The sequence below is a fragment of the Variovorax sp. J31P207 genome (assembly GCF_030316965.1).
GTDB lineage: Bacteria > Pseudomonadota > Gammaproteobacteria > Burkholderiales > Burkholderiaceae_C > Variovorax > Variovorax ginsengisoli_B.
The window spans coordinates 1-24,587 of the sequence record NZ_JASZYN010000014.1; the positions used below are offsets into that span (position 1 = coordinate 1).

Genomic DNA, 24,587 nt, shown 5'->3' on the forward strand with positions numbered 1-24,587 from the left:
GCAGCGGTGCGCGGAAAAAGGGCCGCGCGTGTTTGAGCGAAGCGAGTTTGCGCGGACCCCGCGTACCGCGAGCAGCGCAGGGAAGCCCGAAGGGCCGGTGACGTCGGCCGGCCCGGGGCATGCCGCCCGCCACCGCCGCCCCAGCCATCTCGAAAAATCAAGCAGCCAGCTTCACCAACTCCGCAGCAAGCTCCTTCGGCATATCCACCATCACGTCATGGCTGCACGGCAGCTTCACCACGCGCCATCCCGCGGCCTTCTCGCAGTTGGCAGCGAAGTAGCGGAACGGGCTCGGGTCCCAGCCGTCGGCCAGGATGTAGAGCCGGTTCGCGATCTTGTCGCCGGCGCCGGTCAACAGCAGCGGCACCTCGAACGTGGCCAGTGCCTGTGGCCGGCACAGGCGGTCGACCCGTTCGCGGTTGGCTTGGGCGATGTTGAACATCTCGGCCGGGATCGGCTGCATCAACCCGCCGTGGTCCTGCAGCGCCGTGCCGCGGAAGGCCCCGATGAACTGCGCCGCCACCTCCGGCACCAGCGCCTTCGAGAGCAGGCCGATCAGCGAATCGCCGTGCCCCGGAACGAAGGCGTCGAGGTAGACCAGTGAACGGATCCGGTCGCTCATCCGGTCGGCGACACCCGTGATGACCATCCCGCCGTACGAGTGGCCGACCAGGATCACGTCGCTCAGTTCTTCCCATTCGATGCAGCCGCAGACATCGCGGATATGGGTTTCGAGCGTGACGTTCTCGGCCGACTGATGAAAGCGCTCGCCGACACCGGTGTGGGTCGGCGTGAACACCGTGTGTCCGGCCGCCCGCAATGCCGCCGCGGTTTCCCTGTAACACCAGCCGCCGTGCCAGGCGCCATGAACCAGAACGAAGTTGGCCATCGATGTGTCTCCAGAAGATGAGAGGCGCACATCTTGGGCGCGCCGCCCGGCGGCTGCCATCGGGTAATCCCGGCGCGCAGCTTCAGAGCTTCCGGCGCATCTCGACGTGGGCGATGCCCGCTTCCTCGAACGGCCTGCCATGCGGCACATAGCCCAGGCGCCGGTAGAAGGACTCGGCGCTGCGCTGCGCATGCAGCATCACCTCGCTGTCGCCGCGCACCGCGGCCGCGGCCTCGAGGGCGCGCAGCACCGCCTCGCCGTGGCCGCCGCCACGCAGCCCGCGGTGCACCGCCATGCGGCCGATGCGGCCCAGTCCGGGCGCCTCGGCCACCAGCCGGCCGGTGGCGATCACCTGGCCCAGACGGTTGCGGGCCACGGCATGCAGCGCTACCGCATCGTGCTCGTCCCATTCGAGTTCCTTGGGGATGCGCTGCTCCTCGATGAAGACGTCGCGCCGCACCTTGCCGGCGGCGTCGCCCCACTGTTCCCAGTCGCCGGTGGCCACCTCGCGCATCGGTTCGCCGGCCTCGTAGCTGGCCAGGATCTCGCGCAGCAGCGGCGGCACCGGCTTCGAGGTCTGGGTCGCCGGATCGGCGAAGACGTAGACCAGTTCGCAGCTCACCAGCAGGTCTTCGCCGCGGAACAGGCCCCCGTGGAACACGATCGAGGAATTGCCCACGCGCAGGCATTTCATGCCGACGTCGAGCATGTCGTCGGCCCGCGCCGAGGCATTGAATTCGATCGTCGCCTTGCGCACGTACAGGTCGCCCTCGAGGGCGCGCATCGCCTCTTCGTAAGGCAGGGCCATCGCGCGCCAATAGTCGGCGATCGCGGTGTCGAAGTACATCAGGTAGTGGGCGTTGAAGACGATCTTCTGCATGTCCACCTCGGCCCAGCGCACGCGCAGGCGGTGGAAGAAGCGGAAGTCGGATTTGCGGTGCAGTTCGGTCATGGCGGTCAGGGTTGCAGGGCTTGTTTCAGGGCCAGCGCCGCATCGGCGTGGGCTTGCAGGGCCTCGGGGATGGCGCGGCCCATCTTGACGAATTCATGGATCACGCCGCGATAGATTTCAAGGTCGACCGCGACGCCGGCGGCGCGCAGCTTGTCGGCGTAGGCGATGCCTTCGTCGACCACCGGATCGATCTCGGCGAGGCCGATCCAGGCCGGCGCGACGCCTTCGAGGTCGTCCGCGTTCAACGGCGCGAAGCGCCAGTCGTCGCGCTCGGCGCTGGCGTGCACGTAGAGGCTGAAGAACCAGTTGATCAGCGCCTCGCCGAGCAGCGGGCCCTCGGCATAGCGCCGGTGCGAGTCGGTGTCCTGGTGGGCCGCCATGCCCGGATAGAACAGCAGCTGCAGCGCGACAGGCAGCCCGGCGTCGCGCGCCAGGATCGCGCAGACCGCCGCCAGCGTGCCGCCGGCGCTGTCGCCGCCGACCGCGATGCGGCTGCCGTCCAGGCCCCATTGCGCGGCGTTGCCTGCGATGTGCGCGAGCGCGTCCCAGGCGTCGTTGGACGCGGTCGGGAAGCGGTGCGCCGGGGCCAGCCGGTAGTCGACCGAGACGACGGCGCAGCCGCTGCGCTGGCTCAGCACCCGGCACAGCGTGTCGTGGGTGGCGATGCTGCCCACCGTGAAGCCGCCGCCATGGAAGAACAGCAGCAGCGGCAGCCGCTCGCCGGAAGGTGCGTAGAGCCGCACCGGCAGCGCATGCCCGTCGCGCGCCGGGATGCTGAAATCCTCCACCCGTGCGAGCTGCGGCTTCGGGACTTCGAGCACGCCGGCGCCTTTCTCGTAGGCGGCCCTGGCTTCATCCGGCGTCAGCAGATGCAGCGGCGGCCGTCCGGCGCGGGCCATGCGCTCGACCACGCTGGCCATCTTGGCGGTCAGCGCTGGCATGGCCGGGCTGTACCGCTGGTGACAAGCGCAAGGGTTTTTTTCGTGTCCAAGGGCGTCCGTGCTTGTTAGATTCGAAGACTCGCATCGTACCGTCGGCAGCACCGGCGTCATCCCCATGGCTCTCATCCAGTACCTGACCCAGATCCAGTTCGACTTCGGCGCCATCCGGCTGCTGCGCAGCGAATGCGAGCGCATCGGCATCACGCGGCCCTTGGTCGTGACCGATGCCGGCGTGCGCGCCGCCGGCATCCTGCAGAAGGCGCTCGACGCGCTCGGCGACCTGCCGGTCGCGGTGTTCGACCAGACGCCTTCGAACCCGACCGAGGCCGCCGTCCGGCTGGCCGCGGCCCAGTACCGCGAGGCGGGCTGCGACGGCCTGATCGCGGTCGGTGGCGGCTCGGCCATCGACTGCGCCAAGGGCGTGGCGATCGCGGCCACGCACGAGGGTCCGCTCAAGACCTACGCGACCATCGAAGGCGGCTCGACGAAGATCACCGAGCGCGTGGCGCCGCTGATCGCGGTGCCCACCACCAGCGGCACCGGCAGCGAGGTGGCGCGCGGCGCCATCGTGATCGTCGACGACCACCGCAAGCTCGGCTTCCACAACTGGTTCCTGATGCCCAAGGCCGCGATCTGCGACCCCGAACTCACGCTCGGCCTGCCGCCCAAGCTGACCGCGGCCACCGGCATGGACGCGATCGCGCACTGCATGGAGACCTTCATGTCGGCGGCTTTCAACCCGCCGGCCGACGGCATCGCACTCGATGGGCTCGAGCGCGCCTGGGGCCACATCGAACGCGCCACCCGCGACGGCAGCGACCGCGAGGCACGGCTCAATCTCATGAGCGCCTCGATGCAGGGCGCGATGGCCTTCCAGAAGGGGCTGGGCTGCGTGCATTCGCTGAGCCACAGCCTGGGCGGCGTCGACCCGCGGCTGCACCACGGCACCCTCAACGCCCTCTTCCTGCCGGCCGTGATCCACTTCAACGCCGGCGCCGAATCGGTCCAGAAAGAGCAGCGTCTGCAGCGCATGGCGCAGGCCATGCACCTCGACTCGGCCGGCGACCTCGGCGACGCGATCCGCGACATGAGCGCGCGGCTCGGCCTGCCCAAGGGGCTGGCCGAAGTCGGCGTCACACCCGCGCAGTTCGAGCAGGTGATCGACGGCGCGATGGTGGACCACTGCCACAAGACCAATCCGCGGCTCGCCACCCGCGACGACTACCGCCAGATGCTCGAAGCGTCGATGTAGGCCTCAGCCCGCCGGCAAGGCCGCGGCACCCGCCTGCGCGAGCAGCCAATCGCGAAACAGCGCCATCGCCGGACTCGCCGGCCGCGACCGCAGCCGGGTCAGCCAGTAGCTGCCGGTCGCGACCGAAATGCCGAGCGGCCGCACCAGCCGCCCCTCCTGCAACTCGCGCTCGAACATCGAGGACGGCGCCAGCGCGACCCCGGCGCCCTGCACGGCGGCTTCGACCATCAGCCGCGACGAATCGAACACCGGTCCCCGGATGGCGGGGCAGTCCAGCCCCGCCGCGGCGAACCAGCCCGGCCAGTCTTCCGCCCGGTAGGAGCGCAGCAGCGTCTCGTGCGCCAGGTCCTGCGGACGGCGCACGCGGGCCGCCACCGCCGGGGCGCACAGCACGCTCAGCGGCGCGTCCATCAAGGCCTCGGCCTGCAGCCCGGGCCAGTTGCCGTCGCCGAAGCGGATCGCGAAGTCCAGCCCCTCGGCCGCCAGGTCGACCACGTTGTTGTGGGTCATCAGGCGCAAGTCGATGAAGGGACAGCTGTCGCGGAACAGCCGCAGCCGCGGCATCAGCCAGCCGACCGCGAAGGTGCCGACCACGCCCACGCTCAGCACCTCGAAGAAATGGCCGTTGTCGAACTGCTGGATCACCGATTCGATGCGGCCGAAGGCGTCGACCAGCACCGGCAGCAGCGCCAGTCCTTCGTCGGTGAGCGCGAGGCCGCGCGGCAGCCGCCGGAACAGGGCGACGCCCAGCCGGGCCTCGAGCCCGCGCACCTGCTGGCTGACCGCCGCCTGCGTGACACTGAGTTCGACCGCCGCCAGCGTGAAACTCAGGTGGCGGGCGGCGCATTCGAAGGCGCGCAGGGCATTGAGCGGCAGATGGGTACGGGCCATGAATTAGACAATAGATTTTCTCTTGCGAGACAGAAAATACCATCGTTTGTCGAGCCGCCCTCGATCGCGCACAGTACGCCGCTTTCAAGGAGACTTTCATGATGGATCGCCGACATTTTTCGGCCGCCCTGCTCGCCGCTCTGGCCAGCGCGCCGGCCCTGGCGCGGGCCGACGGCAAGACCGAACTGCAACGGCAACTGGCCGACATCGAGAAGACCAGCGGCGGCCGGCTGGGCGTCTGCATCCTCGACACCGGCAGCGGCCTGCGCGCCGGCCATCGCGCGGACGAACGCTTCCCGATGTGCAGCACCTTCAAGTTCCTGGCCGCCGCGGCTGTGTTGAGCCGTGTCGATCAGGGACAGGAGCGGCTGGAGCGGCGCATCGTCATCGGCCAGCGCGACCTGATTCCGCACGCACCGGTGACCGGGAAGCATCTCGGCGAGCCCGGCCTCACCATGGCCGAATTGTGCGAGGCGGCCGTCACGGTGAGCGACAACCCGGCCGCGAACCTGATGCTCGCGAGCTTAGGCGGGCCGGCCGGCCTGACCCGCTATCTGCGCGGACTCGGCGACACGCAGACGCGGCTCGACCGCAACGAACCCAGCCTCAATGAATCCCTGCCCGGCGACCCGCGCGACACCACAACGCCGGCCGCCATGCTGGGCACCATGCAGAAGATCCTCTTGGGTGACGCGCTCCTGCCCGTCTCGCGCGCGCAGATTCAGTCCTGGCTCGACGGCTGCCAGACCGGCGCCAAGCGCCTGCGCGCCGGCGTGCCCGCGGACTGGGCGGTCGGCGACAAGACCGGCTCCGGCAGCCGCGGCAGCACCTGCGACATCGCGATCCTTCGGCCGCCGGGCCGCGCGCCGATCCTGGTGACGGCCTATCTGACAGGCACGGAAGCCCCGATGGACGTTCGCGATGCCGCCATCGCGTCGGTCGGCGCCCTGGTCAATCGGGCTTCACGCCCGCAGTCTTGATGACCTGCGCCCACTTGGCCGTCTCGGCCGCGATGAAGGCATCGAACTCCTCGGGCGTGCTGCCGGCCGGGAAGGTGCCCATGGCCTCCAGCTTGGCCTTGGTCTCGTCGCTCTTGATGATCCGCGCCACCTCCTCCGACATGCGCTTGACGATGTCGCGTGGCGTGCCGGCGGGGGCCAGCATGCCGGCCCAGGTGCTGCCGGTGAATCCCGGGAAGCCCTGCTCGATGAAGGTCGGCACATCCGGCAGCACGGGCAGCCGCCGCTCGCTGGCGACCCCGATCAGCCGCACCTTGCCGGCCTTGCCCTGGTTGATGAGCCCCGTAGGCGCATCGAAGAACAGCTGGATCTGGCCGCCCATCAGGTCGGTCAGTGCCGGCACCGCGCCGCGGTACGGGATGTGGATCATGTAGGTCTTGGTGAGCGACTTCCACAACTCGCTCGTGAGGTGCGCCGCCGAGCCGTTGCCCGACGAGCCGAAGCTCACCTTGCCCGGATTCGCGCGCGCGTAGTCGATCAGCTCCTTCGCGGTCTTGAAGGGCGCGTCGTTGTTGACCGCCGCGAGCAGCGGCGAGACGCCCATCAGCGACACGCCGACAAGGTCCTTGCGCGGGTCGTAGGGCAGCTTGGGGTACAGCGTGGTGTTGGCCGCATAGGCCGCGATGACGACGCCGAAGGTACTGCCGTCGGGCGCCGCCTTGGCGACTGCGTCGACGCCGATCAGGCTGTTGGCCCCCGGCTTGTTGTCGACGATGACGGTCTGCCCGAGGCGGCTCTGCAGCCCGGGCTGAATCAAGCGCGCCATCTGGTCGGTGAAGCCGCCGGGCGTGTAGGGCACGACGATGCGGATCGGCTTGTTCGGCCACGCCGATTGCGCCAGCGAAGGTGCCGCGACGGAGACCGCGGCCGCAGCGGCGGAGAGATTGAAGGCGCGGCGAGACAGGGGGACATGGGGCATCAGGGACTCTCCAGAATGTTCGGCCCATTCTGGAAGGCGGCCCGCCGGTCGACGCTCAGGGTTTGCCCGCCGCGGCATGTCTGCAGCCAGTACGCACAAGACGAGGCGCCACCGCCTCCCTATCGTCGCGGCACAACCACAGCGAGACCGCAATGCCTCTGCATGAATCAGACCCTTCGGGCGCACTCGGCCGCAACCTGATCGAGCGGGTCTGCGTCGCCGACACCGTCACCCGCGCCGCCGACCTCCATCCGCATCAGGTGGCGATCGTCGACGGCGCGCGGCGTCTCAGCTACGCCGACTTCGATCGCCAGGTCGACCAGCTCGGGCACGCGCTGCTCGGTCTCGGGCTCCGGCACCAGGACGTGGTGGCCGTGATGGCGCGCAACTGCACCGAACTGCTGCTGACCTACTTCGCATGCGCACGGGCCGGCCTGGTGTGCGCGCCGGTCAACCTCGGGCTGCGCCCCTCCGAGATCGCCTGGTGCCTGCGCGATGCCGCCGCCCGCGTGCTGATCGTCGAGGCCCCGCTCGCCGACATGGCCAGGGGCGTGCTGGCCGAGGACTTGCCCCAGCTCGCGCATCGCTTCCACACCGGCCCCGAATTCGACCGTCTGCTGGCCAGCGGCCGCAGCGCCCCGCTCGAGGTCGAAGTCCACGACCGTGACGTCGTGCAGCTGCTCTACACCAGCGGCACCACCTCCAACCCGAAGGGCGTGCTGACCAGCCACCTCGCGGTCGTGATGGCGGGCTTGACCGGTGCGCTGGCGCTGCAGGGCGGGCCGGGCTACACCTCGCTGGTCGCCCTGCCGCTGTTCCATTGCGCCATGCTCAACAGCGTGGTGCTGCCGCTGATGGTGATCGGCGGCACGCTGGTGCTGACGCAGGGCTTCGAGCCGCAGCAGGTGGCGACGCTGTTCGAGGCCGAAGGCGTGCACCTGGTCGTGCTGCTGCCGATGATGTATGGCCTCTTGCTCGGCCACCCCGCGCTCCAGGGCCGGACCTTCCCGGCCATGCGCCGCGCGATGTATGCGATGGCGCCCATGCCGCACGAGCGCCTGACGGCCATCCATGCCATGTTCCCGAACGCCGACGTGGTGCTCGGCTCGGGCCAGACCGAATTCACGCCCGCGACCTGCGTCCAGCGGCCCGAACACCAATGGAGCAAGGCCGCCACCTGGGGCACCGCCACCGCGATGACGCGGGTCGCCGTGATGGACGAGCAGGGCCGCCTGCTGCCGCGTGGCCAGACCGGCGAACTGGTCTACCGCGGTCCGCAGGTCATGAACGGCTACCTGAACATGCCCGAGGAAAGCCAGGACTGCCTGCGCCACGGCTGGTTCCACAGCGGCGACGTCGCCCACATCGACGACGACGGCGCGATCTGGTTCGAGGACCGCTACAAGGACGTGATCAAGACCGGCGGCGAGAACGTGGCCTCGATCGAGGTCGAGCGCTGCCTGATGGACCACCCCGACGTGGCCGAGGCCGCGGCCGTGGGCCTGCCCCATCCGCACTGGGGCGAGGCGATCACCGGCGTGGTGGTGCGCCGGCCCGGGGCCGAACTCGACGCGGCGGCGCTGATGGCGCACTGCGCCGGCCGGCTGGCCGGCTTCAAGGCCCCGAAGGCGATCGTCTTCGTGTCGGAGTTTCCGCGCACCGGCACCGGCAAGCTGCAGAAGCACCTGATCCGCGGGCAGCACAAGGACTTGTACCAGCGCTGAGCCGCGCTAGCATGCGCGCATGGCACACGACCACGACCACGACCACGCGCATCCCGGCGACCACAGCGAGCTCGGCGAGATGGACCTGCGGGTGCGCGCCCTCGAAACCGTGCTCACGCAGAAGGGCTACATCGACCCGGCCGCGCTCGACGTCCTGATCGACACCTACCAGACGAAGATCGGCCCGCGCAACGGTGCCCGCGTGGTGGCGCGGGCCTGGGTCGACCCGGCCTTCCGCGACTGGCTGCTGCAGGACGCCACCGCGGCGATCGCCTCGCTCGGCTACAGCGGCCGCCAGGGCGAGCACATGGTCGCGGTCGCCAACACCGACAGCCAGCACCACATGGTCGTCTGCACCCTGTGCAGCTGCTACCCCTGGCCGGTGCTGGGCCTGCCGCCGACCTGGTACAAGAGCGCGCCCTACCGCTCGCGGGCCGTGAAGGACCCGCGCGGCGTGCTGGCCGAGTTCGACGTGCGGCTGCCCGCATCGACCGCGATCCGGGTCTGGGACTCCACGGCCGAAGTGCGCTATCTCGTGATTCCGCAGCGTCCGGACGGCACCGAGGGCTGGAGCGAAGAAGCCCTGGCCGAACTCGTGACGCGGGATTCGATGATCGGCACCGGCCTCGCCCGCACGCCGGAGGCCGCGCCATGAGCTACCTCTCTCATGCCGACCTCGGCGGCCGCGATCTGCCCGGCGCGATCGTCCCCGAACCCGAAGGCGAAACCTTCCATGCGCCCTGGGAAGCCCGTGCGCTGGCCCTGACCCTGGCGATGGGCGGTACCGGCTCCTGGAACATCGATGCCAGCCGCAGCGCACGCGAGACCCTGCCCGACTACGCCCAGCTGAGCTACTACCAGATCTGGCTCGCGGCGCTCGAAAAGATGATGGCCGAGCGACTGCAATTGCAGACCGACGAGCTGGCCGCGGGCCGGATGCTGCATGCACCGCAGCCGGTCAAGCGCGTGCTGCGCGCCGCCGACGTGCCGGCCGCCCTGGCCCGGGGGACGACCACCGAACGCCCCGTCACCGTGCCGGCGCGCTTCGCGCCCGGCGAGCGCGTGCGCACCCGCAGCGGTGCGGTCGAGCACCACACCCGCCTGCCCGGCTACGTCCAGGGCAAGGTCGGCACCATCGAGCACCTGCACGGCATGCACGTGTTCGCCGATGCGCACGCGCAGGGACTGGGCGAACAGCCGCAATGGCTCTACACGGTCGTCTTCGACGGCGTGGCCTTGTGGGGCGAAGGCGCCGAGCCCGGGCTCAGCGTCTCGGTCGACGCCTGGGAAAGCTACCTGGAGCCGGCCGCATGAACGAAGCCATCCCGCTGCTGCCCGGCATGCCGAGCGACGACGGCACCGAGCCGGTGTTCCGCGAGCCCTGGGAAGCGCACGCCTTCGCCCTGGCCGTCTCGCTCCACCAGCGCGGCCTCTTCACCTGGCCCGAATGGGCCGATGCGCTGGCACGGCAGATCGGTGCCGCCCGGGCGAACGGCGACGCCGACCTCGGCGACACCTACTACCGCCATTGGCTCGCAGCACTGGAATCGCTGGTCGCGGACAAAGGCGCGAGTTCGGCCGTGGAACTCGAACGCTACCGGGAGGCCTGGGACCGGGCGGCGGATCGCACGCCGCACGGGCACGCCATCGCGTTGCAAGAGCGCGATTTCGGCTGACGTCAGCGTTTTCGTCCGCCCAGCACCACCAGCACCCCACCGACGACGATCGCGCCGATACCGGCCCAGACCGGCAGCTCGATGTCCTGCTTCTCCTTCACCGCCAGTTCGACCGGCCCGATCTTGATCTGGTGGGTCGACCGGGTGACGCTGACATGGCCGAGCGCCAGTGCCAGCAGGCCGGCGAAGATCAGGACCAGGCCGAGGATTCGCAGCGGGTTCATGGGGAGGCTTTCTGGCTAGAGGGGTCGCACGTCCTGCACGCCGCAGCCCTGGTCCAGCCACTGCGCGAACTCGTCCGCCAGCCGGCGCGACGCTTGCGCCGCGGTGCTCCAGGCCTTGATGCGCCCGTGCAGGTCGTTGCCGTAGCGGATGAAGTCGTTGCGGTCGGGCAGCTTGCCGTTGGGCAAAGTCCGGACCCATTCCGGATCCGGCGCCAGCACCACCATGCGGTCGAGGAAACCGGTCGGCTTGTGGCGCCACTTGAGGCCTTTGTCGAGCCAGCCCGGCACCACGGCCTGCTGGAAATGCGGGTACAGCACGATGCCCTCGGCATTGCCGTAGTCGAGGTGCAGGTGGTAGTCGGTGATGCCGCCGTCCCAGTAGGCCCCGGCGGGCGCGCCCGGAATGTCGTGCACCGCCTCGAGCATGAACGGGATCGAACACGAGGCCTGCAGCGCGAGCTCGAAGTTGGCCTCGACCAGGTTCACCTGCCGGGTCCGGAAGTCGCGCGTGCCGAAAGGCAGCGCCGCGCCCGGCGTCGAGAACACGACGCGCTCCAGCCAGGCCCCGAGGCTCTTGCGGTGCACGCTGTTGGTGAGGAAGGCGCCGAGGTAGCCCACCGGCGTGCGGGCCCGGCCCTCGCGCCCGAGGATGTGCCGGCCGCGCGAGGTGATCACGTGCAGCCGGTAGCGCGCATGCCCCAGCACCTCCGCCGTGCGGCCGCCGTAGAAGCTGCGCAGGCCCTCGCCGAACTGGCTGCTGACCTGCTTCGCGCTCAGGCGCTTCTGGCCCGGAGGCAGCTCGAAATGCTGGTGGATGTAGCCCTGCTCGAACTGCTCGAACGCGGTCTTGGTGTCGGCCAGACAGGCGTTGGCCAACCGCCAGGCGCCGATCGAGGCGCCGACCAGGTCGATGGCCTGCGTGCTCCGCGGCAGCCAGTCGCCGAACAGGAAACGGTCGATCGGGCCGAGCACCAGCCCCTTGGGACCGCCGGCCGCGCCCGGCACCGTGCGCACGTCCTGCGGGCGCAGGCCATGGGCGGCGATGTGCTCGCGGGCGGCCGGGCCGGCGTAGATGCGAAGCGCCTTCATGCGATGTCCACTGGCAAGAATCGTGCGCCCGCCGCCGTCGGCTACTTGCGCAGCCCTTGCAGCTTCGCGAAAGCCGAGGCCATCTGTCCGGCAGGCGCCGGCGAGTTGTCGCGGCGCGGGCCTTGCTGGCCCCGCCCTGCCCCTTCGAAGCGGTTGTCGCGCGGGCCGTCGCGGCGCGCCGGCGCGGCGTCGAGCTTCATCGACAGGCCGATGCGCTTGCGCGCCACGTCGACCTCCATCACCTTGACCTTGACGATGTCGCCGGTCTTCACGACCTCGCGCGCATCGTTGACGAACTTGTGCGAGAGCTGGCTCACGTGCACCAGGCCGTCCTGGTGCACGCCGAGGTCGACGAAGGCGCCGAACTGCGCCACGTTGCTGACCGTGCCCTCGAGCACCATGCCCTCGACCAGGTCCTTGATGTCGTCGACACCGTCGTTGAAGCGCGCCACCTTGAAGTCCGGGCGCGGGTCGCGGCCCGGCTTCTCGAGCTCGCCGAGGATGTCCTTGACCGTGATGACGCCGAACTTCTCGTTGGCGAACAGCTCGGGCTTGAGGGTCTTGAGCACGTCGGCGCGGCCCATCAGCTCGGCCACCGGCTTGCCGGTCTTCTCGATCATCTGCTCGACCACCGGGTAGGTCTCGGGGTGCACGCCGGTCATGTCGAGCGGGTTGCTGCCGCCGCGGATGCGCAGGAAGCCCGCGCTCTGCTCGAAGGTCTTGGCGCCGAAGCCGCTGACGTCCAGCAGTTGCTGGCGGCTGGCGAAGGCGCCGTTGGCTTCGCGCCAGCGCACCACGGCCTTGGCGACGCTGGCCGACAGGCCCGAGACCCGCGACAGCAGCGGCACGCTGGCGGTGTTGAGGTCGACGCCGACCGAGTTCACGCAGTCCTCGACCACCGCGTGCAGGGTGCGCGCGAGCTCGCTCTGGTTGACGTCGTGCTGGTACTGGCCGACGCCGATCGACTTCGGATCGATCTTGACGAGTTCGGCCAGCGGGTCCTGCAGCCGCCGCGCGATGCTGGCGGCGCCGCGCAGGCTGACGTCGACGTCGGGCATTTCCTGCGAGGCGAATTCGCTGGCCGAATAGACCGAGGCGCCGGCTTCGCTGACCACCACCTTTTCGACATTCACGGCCGGCGCGCCGGCCTGCGCCGTCATCTTGGCCAGCAGCTTGATCAGGTCGGCGGCCAGCTTGTCGGTTTCGCGGCTGGCGGTGCCGTTGCCGATCGCGATCAGGTTCACGCCATGCTTGGCGCACAGCTTGCCGAGCGTGTGCAGCGAGCCTTCCCAGTCCTTGCGCGGCTCGTGCGGGAACACGGTCGCGGTCTCGACCAGCTTGCCGGTCGAATCGACCACCGCCACCTTGACGCCGGTGCGGATGCCCGGGTCCAGGCCCATCACGACGCGCGGACCGGCCGGTGCCGCCAGCAACAAGTCGCGGAGGTTGTCGGCGAAGACCTTGATGGCGACCTTTTCGGCATCCTCGCGCAGCCGCGTGAACAAATCGCGTTCGGTCGACAACGCCAGCTTGACTCTCCAGGTCCAGGCCACGCATTTGCGGATCAGGTCGTCGGCCGCACGGCCGGCATGGCTCCAGCCCAGGTGGAGGGCGATCTTGCCTTCGGCGATCGAGGGCTTGCCCGGTTCGGGCTCGACCGGCAACACCAGCTTGGCATCGAGGATCTCCAGCGCGCGGCCGCGGAAGACCGCCAGTGCGCGGTGCGAGGGCACGCGGCCGATCGGCTCGTCGTAGTCGAAATAGTCGCGGAACTTGGCGACGTCGGCGTTGTTCTCGTCCTTGCCCGCCATCAGGCTGGACTTGAGCAGGCCTTCGGCCCAGAGCCATTCGCGCAGCCGTTGCACCAGCGGGGCGTCCTCGGCCCAGCGCTCGGAGAGGATGTCCCGCACGCCGTCGAGCACCGCCGGGACGGTCGAGAAATCGGGCCCCGGCTTGCCATCGTCCAGTGTCGTCGCGGGCTGCAGGAAGGCCTTGGCCTCGACCGCCGGATCCAGCGTGGGATCGGCCAGCAGCTTGTCGGCCAGCGGCTCGATGCCGAATTCGCGGGCGATCTGGCCTTTGGTGCGGCGCTTCTGCTTGAACGGCAGGTACAGGTCTTCGAGCTCCTGCTTGGTCGGCGCGGCGTCGATCGCGGCGCGCAGCTCGGGCGTCAGCTTGCCTTGCTCGTCGATGCTCTTCAGCACCGCTGCGCGACGGTCTTCCAGCTCTCGCAGATAGGACAGGCGGGCCTCGAGCTCACGCAACTGGGTGTCGTCGAGGCCGTCGGTGGCTTCCTTGCGGTAGCGGGCGATGAAGGGCACGGTGGCACCCCCGTCGAGCAGATCGACGGCGGCCTTCACCTGGTGCTCGCCGACCTTGATCTCGGCCGCGAGCTGGCGAATGATTTTCTGCATGTCTGAAGGGCGTCCCTGGGGCCGGGGCCGCCTGGCGGCCAGCCGGATAAAGCCAGGAAGTTTGCCATAGGAAGAATCAGCGAGCCCCACGATCCGTGACCACCAACCTGGTAACCCGCACCGCCCAGCGATCACAATGCATCGGCCATGCGCCTCCTTGCCAAACTCCTGCGCGCTGTCGCGGCGGCCCTCCTCATCCCTGTGCTGCTATTCGAGGAGTGGGGCTGGGAGCCGATGGCCCGCGGCATGGGGCGGCTGGCCAAGCTGCGCGTCTGGGCGCGCATCGAGGCGGCGGTGCGCTCGCTGCCGCCGTGGGGGGCTGTGCTGGCCTTCTTTCTGCCGGCGCTGATGCTGCTTCCGGTCAAGCTTTTCGGACTCTTCCTGCTCGGCGAGGGCCACGCGATGAGCGCGCTGCTGCTCTTGCTGGTCGCCAAGTTGGTCGGGACCGCGATCCTGGCCCGGCTGTTCCAGCTGGTCGAGCCGGCATTGATGCAATTGCCGTGGTTCGCCCGCTTCTACCCGCGCTGGAAGGGCTGGAAAGACGACGTCCTCGAACGCGTTCGCCTGAGCGCCCCGTGGCGGGCGGTCCGCCGCGCAAGGTCTGGCTTGCGCCGCTGGTGGCATGCGGTGCGCCACACCTCCTGAATTCGCCGATCAATTTTGTCCGGGTAGATTGCCAAATGTTTTTTGCCCGGGTATTATTCGCGCCCCATGCCTTCCCTACCCCCTGAACCCACCCTGTCCGCGTTCGCCGGCTTCCGTCGCATCGCCTCCGGCCCGCGCCCCGAAGTGATCGCGCGGCTGCGCGAGATCGAGTCCGCTGCCGACGGCGCGCCGCCCCTGGTCTTCGACGACCTGACCGGCGAGCGCCTCGACCTCGACCTGCGCGCAGGCGCTGAAACAGCGCCGGCCCCCGGGCACTGCGACGACCCGGTGGCGCGTGGCGTCGGCCGTCCCAAGCTGGGCGTGGTCGCGCGCGAAGTCACCTTGCTGCCGCGCCACTGGGATTGGCTCAATCGCCAGCCCGGCGGCGCCTCGGTGGCCCTGCGCAAGCTGGTCGACGAGGCCCGTCACGTGCATGCCGACCGCGACGCGCAGCGGGCCGCACGCGAAGCCGCCTACCGCTTCATGACCGCGATCGCCGGCGACCTGCCCGGTTTCGAAGAGGCCGCCCGCGCCCTGTTCGCGGGCGAGCGGGCCCGCTTCGGCGATCTGATCGCCGCCTGGCCCGAGGACGTGGTCGAGCAGCTTCTGCGACTCTCCGCCTCGGCCTGGAGCGAAGCATGAGCACCCGCCCGGCCGCTCCGAAGGGGGCTCGCACCGCAATGCGAAGCATGGAGGTTATCAAGTGAGCAGCCCCGACCCGGCCGTGCTCGCCGACCCGGCGCCGCTGCCCAAGGCGCCGCCCGTCAACCCGCGCCTGGCGGCGATGGCCTCCAAGCCGTTGTGGAAGGTGTTCCTGCTGTTCCTCGCGCCGATGCTGCTCAGCAACATCCTGCAGTCGCTGTCTGGCACGATCAACAACATCTACCTGGGCCAGATGCTCGGCGTCGGCGCGTTGGCGGCGGTGTCGGGCTTCTTTCCGGTGATGTTCTTCTTCATTGCCTTCACCATCGGCCTGGGCGCCGGCGCCTCGGTGCTGATCGGCCAGGCCTGGGGCGCCCGCGAGCCCGACAAGGCGCGCGCCGTGGCCGGGACCACGCTCACGGTGGGCATCCTGTTCGGCCTCGGCGTCGCCTTCTTCGGCGGCGTCTTCACCGAGCCGATGCTGAAGCTGCTCGGCACGCCGGCCGACATCCTCCCCGATGCCACGCGCTACGCCCGCATCATCCTGATCGCGATGCCGGGGCTGTTCGTGTTCCTGCTGTCGACCGCGATGCTGCGCGGCGTCGGCGACACCGTCACGCCGCTCTACACGCTGATGATCTCGACCGCGCTCGGCCTGTTGATCACGCCAGCGCTGATCAAGGGCTGGTTCGGGCTGCCGCAGCTCGGCGTGGCCAGCGGCGCCTGCGCCACCGTCGTCTCCTTCGTGGTGGCGACGACCTGGCTGGGCTTCCACCTGCGGCGCAAGAAAAGCGTGCTGGCACCCGATGCCGATTTCATGCGGCACCTCCGGGTCCGGCCGGCGCTTCTGAAGGCGGTGCTCAAGGTGGGCGTGCCGACCGGCGTGCAGATGATCGTCGTGTCGCTGGCCGAGATCGCGCTGCTGTCCTTCGTCAACGCCTACGGCTCGAACGCCACGGCGGCCTACGGCGCCGTCAACCAGGTGGTGGCCTACGTGCAGTTCCCGGCGATCTCGATCGCCATCACGGCGTCGATCCTCGGCGCCCAGGCGATCGGCGCCGGCCAGGCGCACCGCCTCGGCGCCATCACCCGCACCGCGCTCCTCATGAACCTGGTGTTGACCGGCTCGCTGGTGCTGCTGGGCTACCTGTTCTCGCGGCCGCTGATGGGTTTCTTCATCACCAGCGAACCGGTGATCGAGGTGGCCCAGACGCTGCTCCACATCATGCTGTGGAGCACCGTCATCTTCGGCATGGGCTCGGCGCTGTCGGGGATCATGCGCGCCAGCGGCTCGGTGCTGGTGCCGACGGCGATCTCGGTCTTCTGCATCGCGCTGATCGAGGTGCCGGTCGCCTGGTGGCTGGGCCGGCGCTTCGGGCTCAACGGCATCTGGGTCGCCTACCCGGTGGCGTTCAGCGCGATGCTCACTCTGCAGGCCTGCTACTACCGGTTCGTATGGCGCAAGAAGGCGATCCGAAGGCTGATCTGAGCACGGCCGCGCTGCCGGTCCTGTACTCGTTCCGGCGCTGCCCGTATGCGATGCGGGCGCGGATGGCGATCGCGGTCAGCGGCCAGCGCTGCGAACTGCGCGAGGTCGTGCTGCGCGACAAGCCGGCCGAGTTGCTGGCCGCATCGCAGAAGGGCACGGTGCCGGTGTTGGTCGACACTGACGGCCGCGTGATCGACCAGAGCCTGGACATCATGCTGTGGGCGCTGGAACGCAGCGACCCCGACGGCTGGTTGCGACCCTCGCGCGGCACGCTGGAAGACATGCTCGCACTGATCGCCGACTGCGACGGAAATTTCAAGCGCGACCTGGACGGGTACAAGTACCCCGAACGTCAGCCGGGCGCAAATGCCGAAGCGCATCGGGCGCAAGGCGCCCTCTTCCTCGCCCGGCTGGAGGCTCGCCTGCAGGCCACGCGCTGCCTGCACGGCGAGCACGCCGCGCTGGCCGACGTGGCGATCGCGCCCTTCGTGCGGCAGTTCGCGCAGGTCGATGCGGCGTGGTTCGACCAGCAGCCTTGGCCCGCCTTGCGCGGATGGCTGCGGGCTCGGCTCGAAGCGCCGGTGTTCGAGCGCGTGATGGCGAAACACGCGCCGTGGCGAAGCGGCCAGCCCGGCATCGGTTTCCCGCCCGGTCAGCCCGGCGCCGCGTAGCGCTCCGGCCAGTACTGTTGCAGCATCCGCTGGTGGTAGCGCACCAGGTTCGTACGGCTGGCGACCAACTCCTTTTGCGGGGACTCGAACGGCGGCAACACCAGGGTGTGAAGGAAGGCGAAAACCGTGGCGTCGAGCGCGCACGGCCGATCCCCCATGAAGTAGGGCTTGTCGGCCAGGAAGTCGCTGGCCGCCGCATAGCCGCGGTCCGCCATCGCATGGATCTGCTCGATCGGGCGCCGCCCGGTGCCTTGCGCCTCGAGTTGCGCCAGCACATTGCGCCGCACCGCCTTCACCGCCAAGGGACGCACGAAGGCGGGCACGCCCAGCGCGCCCATGTAGTCGGCCATGACCGGCCTCAGGATCGCGAAGTTCCGCTCGGGCACCCAGCGTTGGTAGTAGGCGGCGAAATAGAGGTCGGTCTCGAACAGCGACCGCCAGGCGCAGGCGACCGCCTGCTCGGCAGGGCTCCAGCGCTGCTCGTCCAGGGGGTCCTCGTGCAGCTGGCGCAGCAGCTCGATGATCTGCTGCGAATCGTTGACGAGCCTGCCGTCGTCCAGCGTCAGGGCCGGCAGCTTGCTGTTGCTCATCTTTCGCACATTGGCGACCTGCGTGGTGCACGGCAGCCGCGCCATCCGCAGCCAGGTCAGGAGCTTGACGGCGAAGGGACTCAGGTCGATGGCGTTCCAGGCGGGGCCGAAGGTGTGGACGATCATTCGATGCCTACTCGAACACCTCGTCCCCCGTCGGCTCGTAGTGCGGCACCGCGTTCATCGTGTGCCTCAGCTTGGCCAGCTCCCAGTACATCCGCCGGCGCGCGCGGCTCTGGTTGCCGAGCGGCCGGTGCTCTGCGATCGTGTGCCACGGGTTGTACGAGAGCCGCTTCGCAAATTCCATCTGCGCCGGCGAATCGAAGGTCTGGCGCGGCAGCCGCAGCGTCGCCACGCTGACGCGCGGCGACAGCCTCTCGGGCCACAGCACGCCGGCATTCTCGATCGGCATGAGGTGCGGATCGGTCTGCATCTGGACCCGGAAGTCGAGCTCGACATCGTCGTTGGCCAGCGCCGACACCATCGCCTGGCGCAGGTAGTCGTCGGGCGGACGCAGCGGCAGCCGCGGGATCGGCGTGCGCTGCTGGGTCTTCGGCCAGACCGAGTATTGCATCGCCTGGCCTTCGCCCATCAGGTAGGGCACGCAGCTGAAATACGGCGCCTCGAACGGGCTGCTCTGGGTCTTGATGAAGAGCGACTGCATGACGAGGTCGAGCACATGCGGGTCGTGCAGGTTCACGAAGTAGAAGATCTGCGCGTTCTTCACGCTCTCGCGCTGCAGCGCCGCGTTGCACTTTGCGTCGGGCGTGACGAAGGTCGGGGTCGAGACCGCGAACATGTCGAGCGTGTGCTGTTCTTCGTCCATCAGCTTCGGCCCCGGCACGCCCATGAGCTTGATGCTGATGCTCATGAAGCCCACATCGTCGATGTCCGGCGTGACGTAGGGGCCGGGCCCCGAGAAGCGCACCCAGCAGCGGAAGCTTCGCGGCTCGGCATAGATGCCGCGCTTCATGTGCGGGGGGATGTCGTCGTGCACCCTGAACTCGCCGCGCACGAGCCCTTGCGTCTTGGTGTTGCCGCCGCGCTCGAAGCCACCGGGCTTCCAGAGGTTGGTCATCTGGCGCGTGAAGCTCTTGACGATCGAGTCCGTGAAGCTCTCCTCGTCGGGCAGCAGCCGCTCCTCGGCGATCGCCAGGCCCTCGTCGGTGCGCCGCCGGTTGATCAGCGCGGTCGTGAAGCGCGCCAGCGGATCGCGCAGGAAGGCGTCGAAGGCCGGCCGCAGCAGCGGATCGAAGCGGCGCTCCAGCCGGATCAGCGCCATGCCCGAGTCGCTGACGAAATTGCGCCAGGCCGAGCCGGTGTTGGCCCGCGGCGTCGGACGGCTGGCATTCGAGTTCATGGCTGCACCTTCGACAGGTAGCGCAAGGCCCGCAGGCCGGGCAGGAAGAAATAGGCCCCGCCGCGCACCGTCACGAACTGCGGCAGCCCGCAGACGCGGCGATCCGGGCCGGAGTCGAGCGGCATCGCGAAGCCGTCGGTCGGCGTGCCGTCGTCGCGCGGCAGGTGGTTGCCGGTCAGCGGGTCGCTGTCGCCAGGCAGGCCATCGAAGCGCAGGCCCGCGAGCCAGGCCGACTGCACGAACTCGAACTGACGCGCGATGTTGGCGCCCAGGCAGATGAAGTGCAGGCCGGTGGCGTCGCCCGGATTCGCCGGCGCCGGCGACAGGGCCTGCGCGATCGAGACCGCGCTGCCGTATTCGCGGCCGCGCCGCAGCAGCCGGTGGAAGCGGGTCGAGGAGACCTTGTCGGCCGCCAGGGCCGTGGCATCGAAGCCCAGCGTCCGGCTGGCCCACGAATAGAAACCCGGGCTGCCCGGCGGCAGGTCGGCGTTGCGCGGATTGCTTCGCCGGATGTGGGCGCCGATCGGACAGCGCAGGCCTTCGCCGTCGCCGCCATAGGTGAAGCTGTTGCGCGGATCCTCCTCGCCCGGGATGCGTTCTTCCGTGCGTCCGACCAATGGCTCGCCTTCCATCGTGCGGCCGACCATCTCCTCGGCCAGCTGCTTGCGCAGCGCCGGGTCGCCTCCGACCTGCGCATCCATGAAGCGCCAGAAGCCGGCGACATCCTGCTCCAGCTGACGCAGCACCAGGTAGCTGCCGTTGCGGCCCAGGTCGACCTTGTCGGGCGCGTCTTCGGCGCGCGGCAGCAGCGCTTCGGGATCGCGGTCGGCATCGAGCAGCGGCCGGTCGGTGTAGGCGCCGTACTCGTTCGGATAGCCCAGCAGGTACTCGCCGAGGCACGACAGGTTGCTGTAGCGGCCGACCTCCTCGTCGCGTGCCGGGCGTTCGCGCAGCCAGTCGATCGAAGGTTCCGAGATGCCGTCCGCAAACCCGAAGGGCTCGACGCCGTCCATGTCGGCGGTGTCGAGGTACCCCAGCTGCTCGAAGCCCTGCTCGCACTCCGCCAGCACGCTGCGCTGCCAGTCGTCGAGGCCGCCCGGCGCCGCATAGAGCATCAACAGCACGTGCGGCAGCCGTTCCGGCGAGCCGCCCCATTGCCAGCCGCCCGGATCGTTGGCGCCGAGGTCGCCGAGCCGTCGCGCGCGGCTGGCGTCGCTCGCCATGCCGACGATGAACTCGTGCGAGAAGCCCTCGACGACGTCCGGGCGCACGCCGAGCGCCTGCAGCCCGGCGCAGGTGAAAGCCACCTGGAGGGCGGTCGTCGGCGGCGGCTCCTGCGTCATGGCGCTGCTGACGGGTGCGCGTGCGAGCCAGTCGCGTGCGGCCTGCGCATCGGTCACGCGCAACAACAGGAAGCAGGCCTGGGTCAAGCGCCTGTACCCGAAGCGCACCAGGCCCTGGATGTCGTCGTACTCGACTGCCGGAACGCTCATAGCAGCCTCAGCCATTCGAGCGCCTGGGCGTCCGTCACCTGGTGCATCTCGAAGCCCTCGCGGATGCGCCGGTTGCGCTCCAGGTCGGTCAAGGTCAGGCCGGGATAGGCCTTGTACCAGACCTGGGTCGGCAGTTGATGCCGGCGCTGGTAGTACTTGAAGCGCAGCTCGTGCCGCGCCCCGCCCTTCAGCAGCCAGTCGGTGCGCGGCCAGCCGAAGCCGTTACTGAAGATCAGGTTCAGGCCCCAGGCCGCCTTGTTGATGAAATCGTCCATGTAGCTTTCGTGGCTGCCGTCGTAGTTGCTCGCGAACAGCACCCGGGTCTTGCCGTCGAGGAACACCCAGCGTGCGAAGTGAATGGTCTGCACCCGCGCCAGGTGGCCGCGGCCGAAGACATGGCGGCAGGCATAGTCGATGGCGTAGAGGATCAGCTGCGTGAGCCAGCGCCGGAACAGCCCCGGCTTGACGGGACCGAGGGCGGTGAAGCTGTTGGTGAGGTCGTGGTCTTCGAGGCGCTGCATCTCCTGCACCGCCTCGCGGTCCGGGCGCGGACAGAACTCGGGGTCGCTCTTCTCGCGGCGGCGCAGCTGCCAGACCAGCCAAACCGCCAGCAGGACCAGCAAGGGCAGCAGCAGCGGCAGCCTGCACACCAGCAGCACGAGCACCAGCAGGACCGCGAACGGTGCAATGGCATGCAGCAGGTTGCGCAGCCACCAGCCGGTGGGCGTGCGTTCGGCCGAGGTCAGCAGCAGCCGCCCCTCGAGCTGCTCGGCCTGCACGAAGGCCAGCAGGCGATGGCGCAGCGCCTGCGGGTCCTCGGCTTCGGCAGCGATGTCGCGCGGCACCTGCGAGGCCAGCGCGCGCTGCAGCGCGCTGTCTTCGCGCACCTGCCGCACGGTGCGGCCGATGCGGTTGACGTAGCCCGCGGCCACCGGCAGCGACCGCGCCTTGAGCCACGCGAACAGATTGCCGTCGACATCGAAGCCTTCGCAGTGCGCGAAGATGCTGCGCAGGCCATCGCCCGCGACCTGCGCGAACTCGGCCAGCTGGTCGTTGGCAGGCCCGTCGCATTCGCCCAGAAAGCTCAGGTAGAGCGGCACGCGAGGCCGCGGCAGTTCGAAGGCCTCGAGATCGCCGAGCGTGGTGTCGGTGAGGAGCGCGAAACGCGCGTAGTGGAGTCGATCGAAGCGGCCGAAGGGTAGCAGCGCATTGTCCGGGTCGGCCATGCCGGGCTTCAGGTTCATGGTGTCCAAGAGCTTGCGGAGGCCGGCCTCCCGGCCGCCCGCGACGGCCGCGACCACCATGAAATGCGATTGGGGTGTCACCGCATCTCAGAACTGGAGGCAGAAGTCGATCAACCGATCCTTGCCCCAATAGACCTTGCCGAGGTAGAAGTTCGGGGAGATGAGCCGGATCTCGTCGCGGATCCACTGGGCCACGAAGGAGGTCTGGGAGTAGTCGAGCACGATGCACGGCTTGTTGTCGAGCCAGCTGCTGCCCAGGTAGACCTTGGCGACGATGGCCTGCACGCCGAGGACGCTGACCTTGTTCTTGAGCACGCCGTTCGCGGCGTCGAACACCTTCCCCTGCCAGCCGAAGAAGTTGATGATCTGCGCGATCGACTGGGTGTAGTGAGTGCCGGGCGCGATGATCGCCGTGCCGGCGGCCTCGCCGTTCGGGATCTCGCCGGGCGGGCTGGCGCGGAACAGTTCGTCGAGTTGCTGCTGCGACATGTCGAGCAACTGTTGGACGTCATAAGCCATCTGCTCTCTCCTCCGGGGAAGCCCCGCCGTTCAGAAAGTGTCAGCCCTTCGATGGGCTTCGTCAACTTGCCGAAAGAGGTGTTCGACGCGCCTCCTCGAGCAAGACATCGGCCGCCTTCTCCGCGATCATGTAGATCGCCGCGGCGATGAAGAAGCCCGGGATCTGCGGGAACACCGAGGCGTCGACCACGCGCAGCCGCTTCACGCCATGCACGGCGAACGCGCTGTCGAGCACGCCGCCCGCGTCCACGGCACCGATCGCGCACGAGCACGAGGCATGGTGCCCCCAGGCGGTCTGCCGCACATAGTCGGCCAGTGCCGCGTCGCTGTCGACCGCAGTGCCGGGCGCCACTTCCTCGGCGATCCATCCCTTCTCCCTCAGCGGCGCCGTCATGCGCCGCACGAAGCGGATCGCCTCGACCACCGCCTTCAGGTCGACGCCCGCGGCATCGTCGCCTTCCTCGAAGTAGTGAAAGTTCACCAGCGGCATGTCGCGCGGATCGGCCGAACGCAGTTGCACGGTGCCGGCGCGATTGCGCGTGTGGCCCTTGAGCACGGCCCAGGTCAGCTGGTCGGGATGGTCGCGGATCCAGTGCGAGAAGCCGCTGAAATAGCCTTCGAAGCGCGCCAGCAGCGCCATGCAGAAGAGGTCCGGCTCCTGGTCCGGTCCCGCCGCGCCATGCGAGCGCTGGACCACGCCGAGCGCGGCGCCGTTGGACGCGTACATGCCGCCGCGGTCTTTCTGCCATCGGCGCCACAGCGCATCGTCGCGCTCGAAGTGCGCGCCCTCGAGCGCCTTCCACGGCACCTGCATCCGGTGCGTGACCGCGACCTCGTAGCGGTCCTGCAGGTTGCGCCCGACGCCGGGCAGCTCGACCCGCAGGGGGATGCCGTGCGCCGCCAACTCGGTGGCCGGGCCGATCCCCGACAGCATCAGCAGCTGCGGCGTGTTGAAGGCGCCGCCGCAGAGGATCACCTCGCGCCGCGCCCTCGCCTCGCGCGCCTCGCCAGCTTGCTCGCTCGGCGCCGCATGGGCGCGGTAGAGCCGTGCGCCCTTGATGTAGGCGACGCCGACGGCGCCGCCCTCGGCATCGAAGAGCACCCGGGTTGCCAGCGCATCGAGTTCGATGTGCAGCCGATCGGGATGGCGCGCTGCCACCGCCAGCAGGCGTTCGCGCACGCCGCTGCGGCGGTGGCCGGCCGTCGCGAGCGGCGTGTAGCAGAGGCCCTCGAAGCTGCCGGACCGCCAGCGCCTCGCGTTCGGATCGCCGAGGCCGCCACCCAGCCAGCGCAGCGTGCTGAGCAGTGGCGTCGGCAGGTCGTGGGTGAAGCTGTGCGCGGTCTCGCGCAGCACCCGCAGCAGGCCCTGGTCGCCGAGCACCGACAGCGGGATCGACTTCTCGGTCTGCAGCCAGCCGCCCCATCCATGACCGGTCGGATCGAGCCCGAGGTGCCTGAGCGCACGCCAGACTGGCCGGTGACGGCAATCTTCCACGCGCTGCGCATAGCGGCGCATGCGCACCGCGCGCCATGAAGGGTCTCCGGTCAGCCGCGCGATCCGGTCCCAGTCCGAGGCGTGCGGCGGCATGAAGATCATCGCGTTGTGCGCACTGCAGCCGCCTAGGCCGGCGGCGCGCGGGTAGAGCACGCCCTGCCCCGCCTGGTACTTCCAGTCCTTGGCCTGCTGCGCCTCGCCGGCATAGTGGCGGATGCGGAAGTCCCAGCGCAGCGCCGGGTTCTCGCAGGCGAAGGCATGGAAGGCCGGGACGTCGTAGTCGTCGGGCAGGCGGGCATCGCCGCTGCGCGGATCGCCGCCGGCATCGAGCAGCAGGACCCGCATGCCGTGTTCGGCGAGCCGGGCCGCCAGCGGGCCGCCGCCCGCGCCCGCACCGACGATCACGTAGTCCCAGTCGCTCGTCGTCGCGTCGGCGCCCTGCATGCGTG

At 69.5% G+C, this 24,587-nt stretch carries 24 protein-coding genes; 10 read left to right on the forward strand and 14 right to left on the reverse strand.

Features of this window, described 5'->3' with window-relative positions; all coding sequences use genetic code 11:
- Window positions 1-157: 157 nt before the first annotated feature.
- The 3 genes from QTI68_RS32270 to QTI68_RS32280 all read right to left on the reverse strand — a co-directional run bounded on the left by QTI68_RS32270 (window position 158) and on the right by QTI68_RS32280 (window position 2,782).
- Window positions 158-889 carry an alpha/beta fold hydrolase gene (locus QTI68_RS32270; RefSeq protein ID WP_286527521.1) on the reverse strand — a complete coding sequence of 244 codons (732 nt, stop codon included), beginning with the start codon at window positions 887-889 and terminating at the stop codon, window positions 158-160.
- A gap of 82 nt (window positions 890-971) precedes the next feature.
- A complete protein-coding gene (locus QTI68_RS32275) occupies window positions 972-1,841 on the reverse strand; it encodes a YbgC/FadM family acyl-CoA thioesterase (protein ID WP_286527524.1) in 870 nt (289 codons plus the stop codon).
- Window positions 1,842-1,846: 5 nt separating this feature from the next.
- On the reverse strand, window positions 1,847-2,782 hold the full coding sequence (locus tag QTI68_RS32280; protein WP_286527526.1) for an alpha/beta hydrolase: 936 nt from the start codon (window positions 2,780-2,782) through the stop codon (window positions 1,847-1,849).
- 115 nt (window positions 2,783-2,897) lie between these two features.
- On the opposite strand from QTI68_RS32280, the gene gbd reads away from it, so the two are divergent.
- On the forward strand, window positions 2,898-4,034 hold the full coding sequence (gene gbd, locus QTI68_RS32285; protein WP_286527528.1) for a 4-hydroxybutyrate dehydrogenase: 1,137 nt from the start codon (window positions 2,898-2,900) through the stop codon (window positions 4,032-4,034).
- 3 nt (window positions 4,035-4,037) lie between these two features.
- Here gbd and QTI68_RS32290 read toward each other — a convergent pair whose 3' ends face one another.
- A complete protein-coding gene (locus QTI68_RS32290; RefSeq protein WP_286527532.1) occupies window positions 4,038-4,925 on the reverse strand; it encodes a LysR family transcriptional regulator in 888 nt (295 codons plus the stop codon).
- A gap of 98 nt (window positions 4,926-5,023) precedes the next feature.
- Between QTI68_RS32290 and bla the strand changes: the two genes are divergently transcribed.
- Complete coding sequence (gene bla / locus QTI68_RS32295) at window positions 5,024-5,905, forward strand: class A beta-lactamase (RefSeq protein WP_286527535.1); 882 nt, start codon at window positions 5,024-5,026, stop codon at window positions 5,903-5,905.
- Here the strand turns inward: bla and QTI68_RS32300 are convergent.
- A complete protein-coding gene (locus QTI68_RS32300) occupies window positions 5,877-6,863 on the reverse strand; it encodes a tripartite tricarboxylate transporter substrate binding protein (protein WP_286527538.1) in 987 nt (328 codons plus the stop codon). The genes bla and QTI68_RS32300 overlap by 29 nt on opposite strands.
- Window positions 6,864-7,015: 152 nt before the next feature.
- Between QTI68_RS32300 and QTI68_RS32305 the strand changes: the two genes are divergently transcribed.
- The 4 genes from QTI68_RS32305 to QTI68_RS32320 are packed head-to-tail and all read left to right on the forward strand — an operon-like array spanning window position 7,016 to window position 10,263.
- Window positions 7,016-8,587 carry an AMP-binding protein gene (locus QTI68_RS32305; protein ID WP_286527540.1) on the forward strand — a complete coding sequence of 524 codons (1,572 nt, stop codon included), beginning with the start codon at window positions 7,016-7,018 and terminating at the stop codon, window positions 8,585-8,587.
- Between the two features lie 19 nt (window positions 8,588-8,606).
- Window positions 8,607-9,242, forward strand: coding sequence for a nitrile hydratase subunit alpha (gene nthA, locus QTI68_RS32310; RefSeq protein ID WP_286527542.1), 636 nt, complete (start codon window positions 8,607-8,609; stop codon window positions 9,240-9,242).
- A complete protein-coding gene (nthB, locus tag QTI68_RS32315; protein WP_286527544.1) occupies window positions 9,239-9,901 on the forward strand; it encodes a nitrile hydratase subunit beta in 663 nt (220 codons plus the stop codon). Before nthA ends, nthB begins: the two co-directional genes overlap by 4 nt.
- Entirely contained in the window at window positions 9,898-10,263 is a 366-nt protein-coding gene (locus QTI68_RS32320; RefSeq protein ID WP_286527546.1) for a nitrile hydratase accessory protein, read from the forward strand. The genes nthB and QTI68_RS32320 overlap by 4 nt, the downstream gene beginning before the upstream one ends.
- 2 nt (window positions 10,264-10,265) lie before the next feature.
- Here the strand turns inward: QTI68_RS32320 and QTI68_RS32325 are convergent, their stop codons facing one another.
- From QTI68_RS32325 to QTI68_RS32335, 3 genes are read right to left on the reverse strand one after another with little or no spacing between them, the layout of a single operon-like run.
- Window positions 10,266-10,487: a hypothetical protein gene (locus QTI68_RS32325; RefSeq protein ID WP_286527548.1), complete on the reverse strand. Its 222-nt coding sequence runs from the start codon at window positions 10,485-10,487 to the stop codon at window positions 10,266-10,268.
- Window positions 10,488-10,502: 15 nt separating this feature from the next.
- On the reverse strand, window positions 10,503-11,576 hold the full coding sequence (locus tag QTI68_RS32330; protein ID WP_286527551.1) for a patatin-like phospholipase domain-containing protein: 1,074 nt from the start codon (window positions 11,574-11,576) through the stop codon (window positions 10,503-10,505).
- 41 nt (window positions 11,577-11,617) lie between these two features.
- Entirely contained in the window at window positions 11,618-13,990 is a 2,373-nt protein-coding gene (locus QTI68_RS32335) for a Tex family protein (RefSeq protein ID WP_286527553.1), read from the reverse strand.
- Between the two features lie 147 nt (window positions 13,991-14,137).
- On the opposite strand from QTI68_RS32335, the gene QTI68_RS32340 reads away from it, so the two are divergent.
- The 4 genes from QTI68_RS32340 (at window position 14,138) to QTI68_RS32355 (ending at window position 17,437) form a co-directional block, all read left to right on the forward strand.
- Window positions 14,138-14,635, forward strand: coding sequence for a hypothetical protein (locus QTI68_RS32340; RefSeq protein ID WP_286527556.1), 498 nt, complete (start codon window positions 14,138-14,140; stop codon window positions 14,633-14,635).
- A 66-nt stretch (window positions 14,636-14,701) separates the two neighbouring features.
- Complete coding sequence (locus QTI68_RS32345) at window positions 14,702-15,277, forward strand: DUF2239 family protein (protein WP_286527560.1); 576 nt, start codon at window positions 14,702-14,704, stop codon at window positions 15,275-15,277.
- Window positions 15,278-15,410: 133 nt separating this feature from the next.
- Entirely contained in the window at window positions 15,411-16,766 is a 1,356-nt protein-coding gene (locus QTI68_RS32350) for an MATE family efflux transporter (protein ID WP_503011773.1), read from the forward strand.
- Window positions 16,733-17,437, forward strand: a complete 705-nt coding sequence (locus QTI68_RS32355; protein ID WP_286527563.1) for a glutathione S-transferase — start codon at window positions 16,733-16,735, stop codon at window positions 17,435-17,437. The genes QTI68_RS32350 and QTI68_RS32355 overlap by 34 nt, the downstream gene beginning before the upstream one ends.
- Here QTI68_RS32355 and QTI68_RS32360 read toward each other — a convergent pair.
- The 6 genes from QTI68_RS32360 to QTI68_RS32385 form a co-directional block, all read right to left on the reverse strand.
- Window positions 17,419-18,153, reverse strand: a complete 735-nt coding sequence (locus tag QTI68_RS32360; RefSeq protein WP_286527564.1) for a glutathione S-transferase family protein — start codon at window positions 18,151-18,153, stop codon at window positions 17,419-17,421. The two genes, QTI68_RS32355 and QTI68_RS32360, sit on opposite strands and share 19 nt — an antisense overlap.
- A 7-nt stretch (window positions 18,154-18,160) precedes the next feature.
- Window positions 18,161-19,387 (reverse strand): catalase family protein, encoded by a 1,227-nt coding sequence (locus QTI68_RS32365; protein WP_286527566.1) that lies wholly within the window; start codon window positions 19,385-19,387, stop codon window positions 18,161-18,163.
- Entirely contained in the window at window positions 19,384-20,880 is a 1,497-nt protein-coding gene (locus QTI68_RS32370; protein WP_286527570.1) for a Dyp-type peroxidase, read from the reverse strand. The genes QTI68_RS32365 and QTI68_RS32370 overlap by 4 nt, the downstream gene beginning before the upstream one ends.
- Window positions 20,877-22,205, reverse strand: a complete 1,329-nt coding sequence (locus QTI68_RS32375; RefSeq protein WP_286527572.1) for a hypothetical protein — start codon at window positions 22,203-22,205, stop codon at window positions 20,877-20,879. The genes QTI68_RS32370 and QTI68_RS32375 overlap by 4 nt, the downstream gene beginning before the upstream one ends.
- A gap of 6 nt (window positions 22,206-22,211) precedes the next feature.
- On the reverse strand, window positions 22,212-22,643 hold the full coding sequence (locus tag QTI68_RS32380) for a hypothetical protein (protein ID WP_286527573.1): 432 nt from the start codon (window positions 22,641-22,643) through the stop codon (window positions 22,212-22,214).
- A 61-nt stretch (window positions 22,644-22,704) separates the two neighbouring features.
- On the reverse strand, window positions 22,705-24,582 hold the full coding sequence (locus tag QTI68_RS32385; protein WP_286527576.1) for a GMC family oxidoreductase: 1,878 nt from the start codon (window positions 24,580-24,582) through the stop codon (window positions 22,705-22,707).
- Window positions 24,583-24,587 lie beyond the last annotated feature (5 nt).